Raw genomic sequence first — 13276 nt, 5'->3', positions numbered from 1 at the left:
CGGGGCTTCAACGCCGCTTGTAGCTTTTATTGCCACTGGGGGTCAGGCAGTAGACCCCGCCCCGCGGGCCGGTGCAGAAACTGCCGCTGCCGCAGGTGCAACCCTGGGTATCACGCAGCAGCGGTTCGGCGCGGGGGGTGGAAGAACGCTGGCCGAACATCAGCGCGCAGTTCTTCTTCGAAGCGCTGATGGAGCCGTCATTGCACAGGAACAGCTCGCCGTCACAACGGGCGATGCCGCCTTTCTTTCCGGAACAGGGTTGATTGGCCGCCTGGGCCGCCGCGCTGCACAGCAGCATCAGGCACACCGCGAAAAAGGGCTTCCAGCCGACCCGAGTCAGGGCACTCATGGTGATGCCTCCTGGCAAAAAAGTGGCCGGATGATATCAAGCTTCACCCTCCCCGACTCGAACCGTGCAGACCGGACGACAAGCCAGATGAAAGTTTATTTAGAATCCCGCCCCTGGTTTCTTGGCAAAATGCCCGCCTGTGTCACGAACCGCTAAGCAGGTAACGCCTATGACCCGCATTCTGACCATCGAAGACGACGCCGTAACGGCCCGGGAGATCGTCGCCGAACTGAGCAGCCACGGCCTCGACGTGGACTGGGTGGACAACGGCCGCGAAGGCCTGGTGCGCGCCGTGAGCGGCGACTACGACCTGATCACCCTGGATCGCATGCTGCCGGAACTGGACGGCCTGGCCATCGTCACCACCCTGCGCACCATCGGTGTGTCGACGCCGATCCTGATGATCAGCGCCCTCTCCGACGTCGACGAACGAGTACGCGGCCTGCGTGCCGGCGGCGACGACTACCTGACCAAGCCCTTCGCCTCCGACGAGATGGCGGCCCGGGTCGAGGTGCTGCTGCGACGCAAGAACACGGTCAAGGATTTCGCCACCAGCCTGCGAGTGGCCGACCTGGAGCTGAACCTGATCAGCCGCGAAGCGACCCGCGCCGACCAGTTGCTGAGCCTGCTGCCCACCGAATACAAGCTGCTGGAATTCCTCATGCGCAACACCGGGCAGATCCTCTCGCGGATGATGATCTTCGAAGAGGTCTGGGGTTATCACTTCGACCCGGGAACCAACCTGATCGACGTGCACATCGGCCGCCTGCGCAAAAAAATCGACCCGCCCGGCATGACCCCGTTGATCCGCACCGTGCGAGGCTCGGGCTATGTCATTGCTGAACCCCTCTAAGGGCTGGCGCTCCTCCAGCAGCCGCCTGCTGGCGCTCTACAGCACGCTGTTCGTGGCCTGGAGCTGCATCCTCATGGGGGTGCTGTACTACGAAGTCTCCACCTACCTGGACAGCCTGGCCAAGCACTCGCTGATGCAGCGCCAGCACCTGTTCGCGCGCTTCGAAGGCGAGCAACTGGTGGAAGCCCTGGCCACCAGCATGACGTTCGACATGCGCGCCATCGACGCCTACGGCCTGTTCGACGAACAGCGCCGGCCCTTGAGCGGACCGATCCGGCAGATCCCCGAGGACCTGCCCCTGGACGGCCAGATCCACGAGTTGAAGAACTGCATCGACTCCGACGACACGAACCTGCCCCGCGACAGCTGCGACGCGGTGGCCACCCACACCCGGGACGGCCGCTGGCTGGTGCTGGTGCGCGACAACGGCTCGCTGTTCGCGGTGACCCGGATCATTCTCCACGCCCTGCTGTGGGGGATTTCCCTGACCATCATTCCCGGGGTCGCCGGCTGGCATCTGCTGCGCCGCCGGCCGTTGCGGCGTATCCGCCAGATCCAGGCCAGCGCCGAGGCCATCGTCGCCGGCGACCTGACACGGCGCCTGCCGCTGTCGGACCGGCGTGACGAGCTGGACATGCTGGCGGCCATCGTCAACGCCATGCTCGAACGCATCGAGCGGCTGATGCATGAGGTCAAGGGCGTGTGCGACAACATCGCCCACGACCTGCGCACCCCGCTGACCCGCCTGCGGGCCCAGCTCTATCGCCTGCAGCAACAGGCCGAGGAAGGTTCGCCCCAGGCCCTGCAGATGGACCAGCTGCTGGCCGAGGCCGACACCTTGATGGCGCGCTTTCGCGGGTTGCTGCGCATCTCCGAACTGGAGGACCAGCAACGGCGCTCGGGCTTCCTCGAACTCGATCCCCTGCCCCTGCTCCACGAGCTGTACGACTTCTACCTGCCCCTGGCCGAAGAAGGCCGCCTGACCCTGGTGCTGGATGTGCCAGCCAGCCTGCCCCGGCTCACCGGCGACCGCGCCTTGCTGTTCGAGGCCCTGGCCAACCTGCTGAGCAACTCGATCAAGTTCACCCCGCCAGGCGGCGAAGTGATACTGCGCGGCCTCGACGATGACGGCAGCCCGCGCCTGGAGGTGCTGGACTCAGGTCCCGGCATTCCCCCGGCGGAACGGGCGGCGGTGTTCCGGCGCTTCTACCGGGTCGACGAAAGCAACGCCCAGGGCGGCTTTGGCCTGGGCCTGTCGATTGTCGCGGCGATTGTCAGCCTGCACGGCTTCAAGCTCGAAGTGGGCAGCAGCGAACGCGGCGGCGCGCGCCTGAGCCTGGATTGCCGGCCAAGCCTGATCGCCGACAACTGACCCACCCAGCCCTGTAGCCGCTGCTGAGCCTGCGAAGCTGCGAAAAGGTCCGCAGGACCTTCAGCGACCTCAAAAGCAGCACCTCCTGCGACGGAGTGCCGCCCAGAGCGTTCGCAGCCTTCGGCAGCGGCTACAGGTGGCCCAGGGAGTTGCTGTCCAGCTCGTAGAGCAACTCGTCAATGAGCCGCAATACGTCGGCCTCGCTCTGCAGGGACTTGATGCGCAACCCGCTGACCACCAGATCGACCCGGCCGCTGTCGGGCTCGAACACCCGCAGGGTCAGGGTGCCGTCGCCGGCATGGCTGAAACTGCAGGCCAGGGGCGCTAGGCGCTGTTCGATACAGGCGCGCCATTGGGCCTGGGTGAGCACCGCCGGTGCCTGATCGGTCACGGTGCCCTTGCTCTGTTCATCACCCATGCGGGCTGTCCTTGTGCTGTGGTTGTGCTCTGCCACAGCCCCATTGACCGGAGCTGTGGCAGCTCCAAGGGTAGAAAACACCCACCACGCAAAGAAGGCGCATTTGCACGGGTTGCCCTGGTGCATATGCACCAGTTCAGCGTCCCCGACTGCCGACCGTGCCGACGAACAGCCCGCGCTCCCGGGCCCAGACGATGGCTTCGCCCCGGCTGTGCACCCCGAGCTTGGAATACAGAGTGGCGACATGGTTGCGCACGGTGTTGGGCGCCAGCTTCAACTGGGCGGCAATCTCTTTGTCTGCCAATCCCTGATAGATCAACCCCAGCACTTCCCGCTCGCGGGCCGTCAGGTCGGCAGAGGACACCCCAGGCGTGTCCCGGGCCTTGGGGCTTCTCACGTTGGCCAGCTTTTCGATCAGGGTTCGGCTGAACCAGGAGGCGTCGCGCATCACTTCTTCGATGGCGCCCACCAGCTCCAGTTCGGAGCGCTTGCGCTCAGTGATGTCCATCAGCACCAGCAGGTAACAGGGGCTGTCCTGGATGAGCACGGTGTCGGCGTAGGCCACGCAATCGATCAGCCCGGCGTTCTTCTGGCGCACCTTGAGGTCCAGGCCATCGACGTTGCCGGCCTTCTCCAGTTGACTGAACAGTTGGCTGGCCGCCGCAGCTTCGGCGATGAACCCGATGGCGCCGACGTTCTTGCCCAGCAGCTCTTCGCTGCTGTAGCCGCAGGTATTGAGAAAGGCCTCGTTGACGTCGACGATCTGTTGCTCGGCGCTGCACACCAGGGTCGGCACCGGGGTCAGGCGGAACGACTTGGCAAAGCGTTCCTCGCTCTGGCGCAGGGCAATCTCGATCTTGCGCCGCGGCTCCAGGTCCATGAAGGAAAACAGCATGCAATCCTCGTCGTTGATGTCCAGGGGCTGGCCGGCGACGATCACCAGCTTGCTGCCACCGTCGGGCAGGCGCAGCTCGGCCTGCATCTGCGGAATGGTCGCGCCCTGCCCCAGGCGCTCGATGGCCAGGTCCTTGTGCTCGGCGTCCTCCAGCACATCCAGCTCGTACACCGAGCGGCCGATCACCTGGTCCCGGGCATAGCCGGTCATTTCCAGGAAGCCCTGGTTGACCTTGATGTAGCGCAAGTCGCTGAGGCGGCAGATCACCGCTGGCGCCGGGTTGGCGTTGAAGGTCTTTTCAAAGCGCTGTTCAGCGCTGGCCCAGTCGCTGGCATCGCTGAGGATCAGCACCAGGGATTCCGGCGCGCCGCTGCGATCAGTGAGGATCATGCTGCGCACCCGGTGCACCCAGTGCCGCGGTTCGCCGTCGATCTCGGCCTGCACTTCCACCACCACGTCGCTGAAGGTTTCACCGGCGGCCACCCGATTGATGGGATAGGCCTCCAGGGCCAGGGGGTGATTGTTGCGATAGCGCAAGGCATAGCGCCGGGCGTACTCGCGGACATTGGCCCCCAGCTCGCCGACCTCGCCGACGCCATGCATGGCCAGCGCCGCTTCATTGGCCCAGAGCAGGCTGCGGGCCTTGTCGGTCTCGATCAGGATCACCCCGTCGGACAGACCGGCGATGATCTGCTGCAACTGGCGGCGATTGGTTTCGGTAGCAAGTACGGCCTGGCTCATGGCATCTCCAGTCAGAACCGGCGCCACAGCGGACAGGCTGCGCGCCGCAAAAAAGGGGCTGAACACTACGACCACGACCGCTCGCCATCGTGCCCTGCACCTTCACCGCGGCGCACTGGAGCCTCCTCGCGCCAAGGGTTAAGCTGCTGCGCCCGGTCCGACCGCCCTCAAGGAGTGAAGCATGATCACCATCCGTGAAGCCGACAGCCGCGATATCGATGCCCTGCAGGCCATAGGCTGCGCCACCTACCGCGAACACTTCGCGGCGATCTGGACGACTGACGGCATGCAGCAGTTTCTCGACCAGGACTTCTCTCCCGCCAACCTCGAAGCGTCCGTAGCGGCCCGGGACCGGCACCTGTGGCTGCTGGCCCTGGACCCGCAGCACCAGCCCATCGGCTTTGCCAAGCTCAACTGGGCCCGCCCGACGCCGGGCAGCGGCCGGCTCGGGGCCGAACTGCAGAAGATCTACCTGCTCAAGTCCCAGGCCGGCCAGGGTCATGGCCGGCGCCTGCTCGAACACGTGTTGCAACGGGCCAGCGCCGCCGGGGAATCCTGCCTGTGGCTGGACGTGCTCAAGAGCAACAGCGGCGCCCGGCGCTTTTATGAAAGCGCCGGCCTGCGCCAAGTCGACGAGGTGCCGTTCAGCACCGATCTGGAGCAGATCGGCATGTGGGTCATGGCCTGCGACCTGCCCCTCAAGGAGCACTCCGCCCAGGGCTGAGGCTGCCTTCCCCGCGCTCTGCGCGCCACTACAAGCCCAGGGCCTTGAGCCGCCGGTACAGGGTTCGCTCGCTCAGGCCCAGGGTCTTGGCCAACTCGCTGCGCGAGCCGTCGAACACTTCCAGGGCATGGGCCAGCTGTTCCAGGTCCTTGCCGGTGCGACGGCGGGTCACCGGGACCGGTGCCTGTGGGCTGCGCAGTTCTGCCGGCAGGTCCTGCGGGCGGATCACCCCGTCATCACTGAACAACCGCGCCCGTTCGAGGATGTTGCGCAGCTCGCGGATGTTCCCTGGGTAGGTGTACAAGCGCAGTTGCTCAAGAGCCTGGGGATCGACCCGCGGCACCACACCGGGATCGAGGCGGCGCAGCAGGCTGTCGATCAGCAGCGGCAGGTCGTCGCTGCGTTCGCGCAGGGCCGGCAGGCGGATCGGGAAGGCGCTGATGCGGTAGTACAGGTCCTGGCGAAAGGTGCCAGCGGCGACCATTTCCTTGAGCGGCTTGTGGGTCGCCGCCACCAGGCGGAAGTCCGAATGCACGGTGCGCAGGCTGCCCACCGGGCGGAAGCTGCCGGACTCGATCAGGCGCAGCAGCTTGACCTGCATGGCCAGGGGCACCTCGCCGATTTCGTCGAGAAACAGGGTGCCGCCGTGGGCCGCTTCCGCCAGGCCGATCTTGCGTTGCAGGGCGCCGGTAAAGGCGCCCTTTTCATAGCCGAACAATTCGCTTTCCAGCAGGCTTTCGGTGAGCCCGGTGCAGTCCACCACCACCAGCGGCCCGCTGGCCCGGGGGCTGCCATCGTGCAGGGCACGGGCAAAGAGTTCCTTGCCGGTGCCGGACTCACCCTGCAGCAACACCGGAATCGGCGCCGGGGCCGCCCGCTGCAAGGCGCTCAAGGCTTCGTTGAAGGCTGGCGAGCGGCCCACCAGGCCCTTCTGCTGGGGCTGCACCGACGCCACCGCCACTGAGCTCAGGCGTTCGACATAGGCCACCACGGTGCCGGCCTCGCCAATGATAGGCCGCAACTCCACATCCACATGCTCGGGGCCGCGAGGTGTGTGATGAATGTGCAGCATGCGCTCCGGCACCCGGCTGTCATGGGCCTTGCGCATCGGGCAATGCTCCCCGGCCTGGTCGCAGGGCACGGCGAACTGGTGAGACACGCGATAGCACTTGGCGCCGACGTGGGGCTTGCCGGCCACGCCGAACTGGCGCTGGTAGGCGGTGTTGGCGGCGATGATGTTGTAGTCGGTGTCGAGCACGATGGTCGGTTGCGGGTCGTGTTCGAGGTAGGACACCAGGGCAGACATGGACGGCGGGGCACGGTCGGTGGCGATCAGGGACATGAGGCAACTCCGGGGCAGTGGCGGCAGCTTAAAGCACGCCGCGGCCTTCTGCCATTTTCTGTCACAAACTGCCATATCACTGCCAGATGACGCTGGCAGTCGCCTCGAAAAACACCTGGTGGCAGCCTCTGCGGCCTTCTACTTCAATGAACAGGTGGCCAATCCGGGTGCTCGAGGTTGGCACGTTTATTGACAGTCCAAGGGACGAGCGACAGCGCAGACTGCCCTCACCTTCATTGCCTGGAGTGCCCCATGATCATCAGCGACACGCTGCGTGTAGAAGCCTTTTTCGACCCTCACACCTGGACCATCAGCTACCTGGTGATGGACCAGGCCAGCCGCCGCTGCGCGCTGATCGACAGCGTGCTGGACTATGACCCGAAATCCGGCCGCACCCGCACCGAGTCCGCCGACCGCCTGATCGCCCGGGTGCGCGAGCTGGACGCCCGGGTCGACTGGATTCTGGAAACCCACGTGCACGCCGACCACCTGTCCGCTGCCGCCTACCTCAAGGATCAGCTCGGGGCCCAAGTGGCCATCGGCAATCAGATCACCCGGGTGCAGAAAGTCTTCGGTGCGCTGTTCAACGAAGCCCCGGCCTTTGCCCGGGACGGCAGCCAGTTCGACGTGCTGCTCGAAGACGGCGCCGAGTTCGCCATCGGCGGCCTCAGCGCCCGGGCGCTGCACACTCCGGGACACACCCCGGCCTGCATGACCTACCTGGTGCAGGTGGGCGACGAGTGCGTGGCCTTTGTCGGCGACACCCTGTTCATGCCCGACTACGGCACCGCCCGCTGCGACTTCCCCGGGGCTGATGCGCGGACCCTGTACCGTTCCATCGGCAAGATCCTCGCCCTGCCCCCAGAGACCCGGCTGTTCATGTGCCACGACTACCTGCCCAACGGCCGCGAACTGCAATACATGACCACCGTTGCCGAGCAGCGCGCCAACAACATTCACATCCATCAGGGCGTCGACGAAGACAGTTTCGTGAAGATGCGCGAAGCCCGCGACGCAACCCTGGACATGCCGGTGCTGATCCTGCCTTCGGTGCAGGTCAACATGCGCAGCGGGCACTTCCCCGAGCCCGAAGACAACGGCGTGAGCTACCTGAAGATTCCCCTGAACACCCTATAACGATTACTGACTCCACACGGAGAACTTGCCATGCGTCCCTTCAACCCGGCCCTGCGCGCCGTCGACGGCAGCCATCAGGTGCTGATCGTCGGTGGCGGTGCCGCTGGCATTGCCGTCGCCGCCAGCCTCATGTCCCGCGATCCACACCTGGACGTGGCGATCATCGACCCGGCCAGCAGCCACTACTATCAACCCGGTTGGACCCTGGTGGGTGCCGGGGTGTTCAGCGCCCAGTCCACCGAACGCAGCATGGCCGCGCTGATGCCCAAGGGCGTCAAGTGGCTGCAGCACGCCGTCAGCCTGTTCGAACCAGGCAACAATGCCCTGGTGCTGGACGACGGCCGCGTGCTGGGCTACGACCAACTGGTGGTGTGCCCCGGGCTCAAGCTCGACTGGGCGGCCATCGACGGCCTGCCCCAGGCCCTGGGCAACCACGGCGTGACCTCCAACTACCGCTACGACCTGGCGCCCTACACCTGGCAACAGGTGCAGCAGTTGCAACAGGGCGAGGCGCTATTCAGCCAGCCGCCAATGCCGATCAAGTGCGCCGGGGCGCCGCAGAAAGCCATGTACCTGTCCTGCGACCACTGGCGGCGCAACGGCCGCCTGGGGTCGATCAAGCCGCGCTTCCTGAATGCCGGCGGCGTGCTGTTCGGCGTCGCCGACTATGTGCCGGCGCTGATGGAATACGTGAAGAAGTACGGCATCGAACTGGATTTCGGCCACAACCTGGTGGCGGTGAACGGCCCGGCCCAGCGCGCAACCTTCGTGCGCACCCTGGCCGACGGCCGCCAGGAAACCCTTGAGCGTGCCTTCGACCTGCTGCATGTGGTGCCGCCGCAATGCGCCCCGGACTTTATCCGCCAAAGCCCCCTGGCCGACGCCGCTGGCTGGGTCGATGTCGATCCCCATAGCCTGCGCCACAAGCGCTTCATCAATGTCCACGGCCTGGGCGATGCCACCAACACCAGCAATGCCAAGACCGCCGCGGCGGCACGCAAGCAGGCACCAGTGGTGGCCAACAACGTGCTGGTGGCCCTCAAGCGCCTGACCCGGCTGGCCGAGTACGACGGCTACGGCTCCTGCCCGCTGACCGTGGAACGGGGCAAGATCGTCCTCGCCGAATTCACCTACGGCGGCAAGCTGGCGCCGAGCTTCCCGCGCTGGCTGCTGGACGGCCGCCAGCCGACCCGTCGTGCCTGGTGGCTGAAGGAACGAATCCTGCCGCCGCTGTACTGGCGCGGCATGCTCAAGGGCCATGAATGGCTGGCACAACCGACCCTGGCCACGGACACCCCGAAGACATGAATGAACACAGTCTTTTGGGCGCTGGGCTGGGGGCGGTCATTGGCGCGATCCTGGCGCTGACTGGAGCCGGCGGCGGCATCCTCGCGGTGCCACTGCTGGTGTTCGGCCTGGGTTTGAGCATGGTCGAGGCCGCCCCTATCGGCCTGCTGGCGGTGGGCTTGGCCGCCAGCGTCGGCGCGGTGCTGGGTCTGCGCCAGGGCATCGTGCGCTACCGTGCGGCGGGGTTTGTCGCCAGCATTGGCATTCTCATGGCGCCGCTGGGGCTGTGGCTGGCCCACCGCCTGCCCAACCTGCCCCTGGCCCTGCTGTTTTCCCTGGTGCTGCTGTACGCCTGCGGACGCATCCTGCGCAAGGCCAGCCTGGAATTGAAACAGGGCCAGGTCGCGCCACGCACGGCGTTCCTGCCCTGCGTGCTCAACCCGGCCCAGGGCCGTTTGCGCTGGACCCTGCCCTGCGCCCGGGCACTGACCTTCACCGGCATGCTCTCGGGCCTGCTGTCGGGGTTGCTCGGCGTCGGCGGCGGCTTCGTGATCATCCCGGCCCTGAGCCGCTACACCAACCTGGACAGCAAGAGCATCGTCGCCACCTCTTTGGCGGTGATTGCCCTGGTGTCCCTGGGCAGCGTGGTGACCGCCAGCCTCAGCGGCGTGATGCACTGGGCCGTGGGTGCGCCCTTTGCCCTGGGTGCGGTGGTGGGACTGGTACTGGGACGACAAGTGGCCAGCCACCTGGCCGGCCCGCGCCTGCAACAACTGTTTGCCATCACCGGCATGCTGGCGGCGCTGCTGCTGGCGGGCGGGGCCTTGGGTTGGCTGTCCCATTGAGGCCCTTTCGCCGGCAAGCCGACTCCTGCAACAGCGGGTACAGATCCCCCATGGGCACTGGCTTGCCAGCGCAGGCGTACGCACCGACGCTGCGGTTGCGCGGTGGAAATGCCTGAGCCATGACCGACCCCTGCACCAGCATGGGCCATGCAGAGGAAATCGATATGCTCTTTGACGCCGCACATTTCACCCCGGGCTCGGCCCTGGCCGGAGGCGCGTTGATCGGCCTGGCGGCCGGGCTGTTGATCGTCGCCAACGGGCGCATCGCCGGAATCAGCGGCCTGCTCGGCAGCCTGCTGCAACCGGGCAGCGACGGCTGGGGCGAGAAAGCCCTGTTCATCCTCGGGCTGCTGCTGGCGCCGCTGCTCTGGGGTCTGTTTCACGCCCTGCCCGTCGCCGAGTTCCAGGGCGGCCTGCTCGGCCTTATCAGCGCCGGCCTGCTGGTGGGCATCGGTACCCGCTACGGCGCCGGTTGCACCAGCGGCCACGGGGTCTGCGGTATTTCCCGACTGTCGCCACGCTCGATCATCGCCACCCTGTGCTTCATGGGCACCGGCTTCGCCACGGTCTGGGTGCTGCGCCACGGACTGGGGCTGCTGCCATGAGAAAACTCAGCGCTTTTGTCGCCGGCCTGCTGTTCGGCATCGGCCTGTTGCTGGCGGGTATGGCCAACCCGGCCAAGGTCCTGGGCTTTCTCGATCTGGCGGGCACCTGGGACCCGTCACTGGCGCTGGTGATGCTCGGCGCCATCGCGGCGGCCTGGTGGCCCTTCCATTGGGCCATGGGCCGCTCGCGCTCGCTGCTCGGGGCGCCCATGCAGATTCCCGCCAAGCGCAATATCGATCGGCGCCTGATCGGTGGCAGCCTGCTGTTCGGCGTCGGCTGGGGCATCGCCGGGATCTGCCCGGGGCCGGCCCTGGTGCTGTTGCCGGGCGGGCACTGGCAAGCCTGGGTGTTCGTCCTGGCGATGCTCCTGGGCATGTTGCTGTTCCAGCGCCTGGAGGCCCGCCAACGCGGCTGAAGCGCACACCCACGCATACACCGCCCCTGCGCAGGAGCGGTCTTGCCAGCGCAGGCTCTCGCTGGCACCGCTGACCTGACAGAGGATTGATGACGCCGTCATCGGCCTCTTCGTCGGCAAGCCTGCTCCTGCCTGGGAAACGGCCAGGGAAATATTGGCCTCTGCCGGTCAGGGGCGCGGGCGGCGACGATGGCCAGGACCTGTATCTCCCAGGAGTGCGCCATGTCCACCACCCAATCCCTTGAACTCTGTCTCTGGCGCAAGATCGGCCGCTACGCCTCGCGCATCGGCCGGACCTTGATCCAAAAAGCCCTGTGGCTCTACTACGCCGCGCAACGACCACAAACCCCGATCTGGGCCAAGACCACCATCTACGCTGCCCTGGGTTACTTCATACTGCCGCTGGACATGGTCCCCGACCTGCTTCCCGGGGCCGGATACACCGATGACCTTGGGCTGCTGGCCGGTTCAGTGGTGGCTGTGGCTGCGCATATCAACGCCGAGGTCCGGGAACAAGCCAGCGCACGCCTGGCGGACTGGTTCGGCAGTGAGCCGGAATGAGCCGAAGGTCGGCGCCAGGGTGCGCATAGGACTCAGCAAGGCGGTGCAGAACCCCGGACACAATGGCCGTTCGACTCACCGCGTCTGGGTGTCCAGGGCATAAAACTCCTGCAGCTTGGCCTGCAGCAGCTTCTTGTCCGGCAGTTGGGTCCGGTACTCGGCGATCAACGCCGGCGACAGTGAACGGTTGAGGGCATATTCCACCACCTCGTCATGCTTGCTCGCACAGAGCAACACGCCCAGCGCCGGGTTTTCATGGGGTTTGCGCACCTGGCGGTCCAGGGCCTCCAGGTAGAAGTCCAGCTTGCCCAGGTACTCCGGTTCGAAGCGCCCGACCTTGAGTTCAACGGCCACCAGGCAATTCAACCCACGATGGAACAGCAGCAGATCCAGGGCAAAATCGCGCCCGCCGACCTGCAGGGGATAGCCAGAAGCGACAAAGCAGAAGTCGCGCCCCATCTCGATCAGAAAATCCTTGAGCTGGCGCACCAGCCCCTGGTGCAGATCGGCTTCATCATGCCCCTGGGCCAGGCCGAGAAACTCCACCATGTAGGCATCCTTGAAGACCTTCAGGGCCTCGGGACGGGCCTGTCTCAAGGTAGCCGAGGCGCTTGCCGGGCGGGTCAGCGTGCGTTCGAACAGGGCGGACTTGATCTGTCGTTCCAGTTCTCGGGTCGACCACTGTTCCTGAATGGCCATGCGCAGGTAAAACTCGCGCTCTTGAGCGCATTTACCTTGCGCAAGAATGATCAGGTTCTGGGTCCAGGGTAATTGTGTCAGCACTGCTGACACTTTCTCCTGCCCTCGATAGACCTCATAGAATTGACGCATGCGGAACAGGTTACGCCGGGTAAACCCCCGTAGCCCCGGCTGCTGCCGCGCCAGGTAATCCGCCAATTGCTGGACCACGCCATCGCCCCATTCCGCCGCCTCGAGCTTGCGGCTGATATAGGCGCCGACCTGCCAGTACAGCTCCACCAGTTCAGTGTTCACCGCCCGCACCGCCCGCTGCCGTGCGGCGGTGATCATTAGAGCCACTTCATTGAATGCCACCTCGGTGGAGGTGACGGCCGCTTGCGCCTCTTGCTTCATGACGAACGCCCGGTTGCCTGGATAAAGGCCTCCATCATCACCCGGCTCACCGTGCCGCTATAGTCGGCCCCGTCTCTTTAGCTTGAGCGAAACGTCCTTGTTTCAGTGACGCAAACCGCCCCGTCAGCCTGGCATGCAGGCAAAGCCATGGGTGCTGGCCACCTGCTTGCCCTTGGCGTCATACAAGCGAACCGACACCTCGGTCCCCAGGCTCGACTCCACCAGTTTGTAGTGTTCACCGGCCTTGAAGCCGCTATAGCTGATATGGCCATTGCAGTCTTGCTGATTGGAGTCGCCGACGCTCTCTTCAAACAAGGTCACGTCCAGGCGATGGGCGCCGGGCTTGACCTCAAAATAACGCCCATCGTCGACCTTCTTCCCGTCCACCCGTTCGGCCATCAGGTCGTTGGGCGCCTCTTCCTGCAGGCCAATCCAGGCCTGGCTGGGGTCGGGCTGGGGCATCGGCCCGGCGCAGGCGCTGAGCAAGCAGGCAAGCCCCAGGACGGGAATCAGCAACAGCGGTTTGAGTGTCATGAAAACGTACCTCGCCAATAACAGAAATGAGTGCGACGCCAGTCCAGGACAACCGACTGCGTCGATGCCCATCAAGGGTGTCGAGGCGTCGGTACGAGTACAAAT

At 65.6% G+C, this 13276-nt stretch carries 15 protein-coding genes; 9 read left to right on the top strand and 6 right to left on the bottom strand.

All coding sequences use genetic code 11. The features are described 5' to 3' along the window. Positions 1-7: 7 nt before the first annotated feature. Positions 8-349: a hypothetical protein gene (locus tag WIN67_RS13410; protein ID WP_213666198.1), complete on the bottom strand. Its 342-nt coding sequence runs from the start codon at positions 347-349 to the stop codon at positions 8-10. 169 nt (positions 350-518) lie between these two features. Between WIN67_RS13410 and WIN67_RS13405 the strand changes: the two genes are divergently transcribed. Both WIN67_RS13405 and WIN67_RS13400 read left to right on the top strand, forming a co-directional pair. Next, on the top strand, positions 519-1202 hold the full coding sequence (locus WIN67_RS13405) for a response regulator transcription factor (protein ID WP_060838882.1): 684 nt from the start codon (positions 519-521) through the stop codon (positions 1200-1202). Continuing rightward, positions 1180-2574 (top strand): sensor histidine kinase, encoded by a 1395-nt coding sequence (locus WIN67_RS13400; RefSeq protein WP_110597262.1) that lies wholly within the window; start codon positions 1180-1182, stop codon positions 2572-2574. Before WIN67_RS13405 ends, WIN67_RS13400 begins: the two co-directional genes overlap by 23 nt. A 130-nt stretch (positions 2575-2704) precedes the next feature. Here WIN67_RS13400 and WIN67_RS13395 read toward each other — a convergent pair whose 3' ends face one another. Beyond that, positions 2705-2992, bottom strand: coding sequence for a DUF1652 domain-containing protein (locus tag WIN67_RS13395; RefSeq protein WP_060838880.1), 288 nt, complete (start codon positions 2990-2992; stop codon positions 2705-2707). Positions 2993-3128: 136 nt separating this feature from the next. After that, positions 3129-4628, bottom strand: a complete 1500-nt coding sequence (locus tag WIN67_RS13390) for a helix-turn-helix transcriptional regulator (RefSeq protein ID WP_102879764.1) — start codon at positions 4626-4628, stop codon at positions 3129-3131. A 181-nt stretch (positions 4629-4809) separates the two neighbouring features. On the opposite strand from WIN67_RS13390, the gene WIN67_RS13385 reads away from it, so the two are divergent. Then, complete coding sequence (locus WIN67_RS13385; RefSeq protein WP_102879765.1) at positions 4810-5352, top strand: GNAT family N-acetyltransferase; 543 nt, start codon at positions 4810-4812, stop codon at positions 5350-5352. 28 nt (positions 5353-5380) lie between these two features. Here WIN67_RS13385 and WIN67_RS13380 read toward each other — a convergent pair whose 3' ends face one another. Continuing rightward, positions 5381-6694, bottom strand: a complete 1314-nt coding sequence (locus tag WIN67_RS13380; RefSeq protein ID WP_339071435.1) for a sigma-54 interaction domain-containing protein — start codon at positions 6692-6694, stop codon at positions 5381-5383. Positions 6695-6946: 252 nt separating this feature from the next. On the opposite strand from WIN67_RS13380, the gene WIN67_RS13375 reads away from it, so the two are divergent. From WIN67_RS13375 to WIN67_RS13350, 6 genes are all read left to right on the top strand, one after another. Beyond that, positions 6947-7831 (top strand): MBL fold metallo-hydrolase, encoded by an 885-nt coding sequence (locus WIN67_RS13375; RefSeq protein WP_102879768.1) that lies wholly within the window; start codon positions 6947-6949, stop codon positions 7829-7831. A gap of 30 nt (positions 7832-7861) precedes the next feature. After that, positions 7862-9139, top strand: a complete 1278-nt coding sequence (locus WIN67_RS13370; protein ID WP_273906577.1) for an NAD(P)/FAD-dependent oxidoreductase — start codon at positions 7862-7864, stop codon at positions 9137-9139. Continuing rightward, the gene (locus WIN67_RS13365; protein ID WP_339071434.1) at positions 9136-9963 is read left to right on the top strand and encodes a sulfite exporter TauE/SafE family protein; all 828 of its coding nucleotides are present in this window, start codon (positions 9136-9138) and stop codon (positions 9961-9963) included. Before WIN67_RS13370 ends, WIN67_RS13365 begins: the two co-directional genes overlap by 4 nt. A gap of 164 nt (positions 9964-10127) precedes the next feature. Beyond that, positions 10128-10568: a YeeE/YedE family protein gene (locus tag WIN67_RS13360; RefSeq protein WP_102880086.1), complete on the top strand. Its 441-nt coding sequence runs from the start codon at positions 10128-10130 to the stop codon at positions 10566-10568. Further along, positions 10565-10984 (top strand): DUF6691 family protein, encoded by a 420-nt coding sequence (locus WIN67_RS13355; RefSeq protein WP_339071433.1) that lies wholly within the window; start codon positions 10565-10567, stop codon positions 10982-10984. The genes WIN67_RS13360 and WIN67_RS13355 overlap by 4 nt, the downstream gene beginning before the upstream one ends. Positions 10985-11206: 222 nt before the next feature. Then, entirely contained in the window at positions 11207-11545 is a 339-nt protein-coding gene (locus WIN67_RS13350) for a YkvA family protein (RefSeq protein WP_102864425.1), read from the top strand. 75 nt (positions 11546-11620) lie between these two features. On the opposite strand, the gene WIN67_RS13345 is transcribed toward WIN67_RS13350, so the two are convergent. Both WIN67_RS13345 and WIN67_RS13340 read right to left on the bottom strand, forming a co-directional pair. Next, positions 11621-12637, bottom strand: a complete 1017-nt coding sequence (locus WIN67_RS13345; RefSeq protein WP_213666194.1) for a PDDEXK nuclease domain-containing protein — start codon at positions 12635-12637, stop codon at positions 11621-11623. 123 nt (positions 12638-12760) lie between these two features. Continuing rightward, positions 12761-13171, bottom strand: a complete 411-nt coding sequence (locus WIN67_RS13340; protein ID WP_170004963.1) for a hypothetical protein — start codon at positions 13169-13171, stop codon at positions 12761-12763. Between the last annotated feature and the right edge of the window lie 105 nt (positions 13172-13276).

This window comes from Pseudomonas idahonensis (assembly GCF_037903935.1).
In the GTDB taxonomy this organism is placed as follows: Bacteria; Pseudomonadota; Gammaproteobacteria; order Pseudomonadales; family Pseudomonadaceae; genus Aquipseudomonas; species Aquipseudomonas danubii.
Note: the sequence above shows the minus strand (reverse complement) of the source record. Positions and strands in the feature narration are given on the sequence as shown.

Bases quoted from the DNA above. Each gene is read 5' to 3' on its own strand.
- WIN67_RS13410 (WP_213666198.1), bottom strand. From the start codon at position 349: ATGAGTGCCCTGACTCGGGTCGGCTGGAAGCCCTTTTTCGCGGTGTGC.
- WIN67_RS13405 (WP_060838882.1), top strand. From the start codon at position 519: ATGACCCGCATTCTGACCATCGAAGACGACGCCGTAACGGCCCGGGAG.
- WIN67_RS13400 (WP_110597262.1), top strand. From the start codon at position 1,180: ATGTCATTGCTGAACCCCTCTAAGGGCTGGCGCTCCTCCAGCAGCCGC.
- WIN67_RS13395 (WP_060838880.1), bottom strand. From the start codon at position 2,992: ATGGGTGATGAACAGAGCAAGGGCACCGTGACCGATCAGGCACCGGCG.
- WIN67_RS13390 (WP_102879764.1), bottom strand. From the start codon at position 4,628: ATGAGCCAGGCCGTACTTGCTACCGAAACCAATCGCCGCCAGTTGCAG.
- WIN67_RS13385 (WP_102879765.1), top strand. From the start codon at position 4,810: ATGATCACCATCCGTGAAGCCGACAGCCGCGATATCGATGCCCTGCAG.
- WIN67_RS13380 (WP_339071435.1), bottom strand. From the start codon at position 6,694: ATGTCCCTGATCGCCACCGACCGTGCCCCGCCGTCCATGTCTGCCCTG.
- WIN67_RS13375 (WP_102879768.1), top strand. From the start codon at position 6,947: ATGATCATCAGCGACACGCTGCGTGTAGAAGCCTTTTTCGACCCTCAC.
- WIN67_RS13370 (WP_273906577.1), top strand. From the start codon at position 7,862: ATGCGTCCCTTCAACCCGGCCCTGCGCGCCGTCGACGGCAGCCATCAG.
- WIN67_RS13365 (WP_339071434.1), top strand. From the start codon at position 9,136: ATGAATGAACACAGTCTTTTGGGCGCTGGGCTGGGGGCGGTCATTGGC.
- WIN67_RS13360 (WP_102880086.1), top strand. From the start codon at position 10,128: ATGCTCTTTGACGCCGCACATTTCACCCCGGGCTCGGCCCTGGCCGGA.
- WIN67_RS13355 (WP_339071433.1), top strand. From the start codon at position 10,565: ATGAGAAAACTCAGCGCTTTTGTCGCCGGCCTGCTGTTCGGCATCGGC.
- WIN67_RS13350 (WP_102864425.1), top strand. From the start codon at position 11,207: ATGTCCACCACCCAATCCCTTGAACTCTGTCTCTGGCGCAAGATCGGC.
- WIN67_RS13345 (WP_213666194.1), bottom strand. From the start codon at position 12,637: ATGAAGCAAGAGGCGCAAGCGGCCGTCACCTCCACCGAGGTGGCATTC.
- WIN67_RS13340 (WP_170004963.1), bottom strand. From the start codon at position 13,171: ATGACACTCAAACCGCTGTTGCTGATTCCCGTCCTGGGGCTTGCCTGC.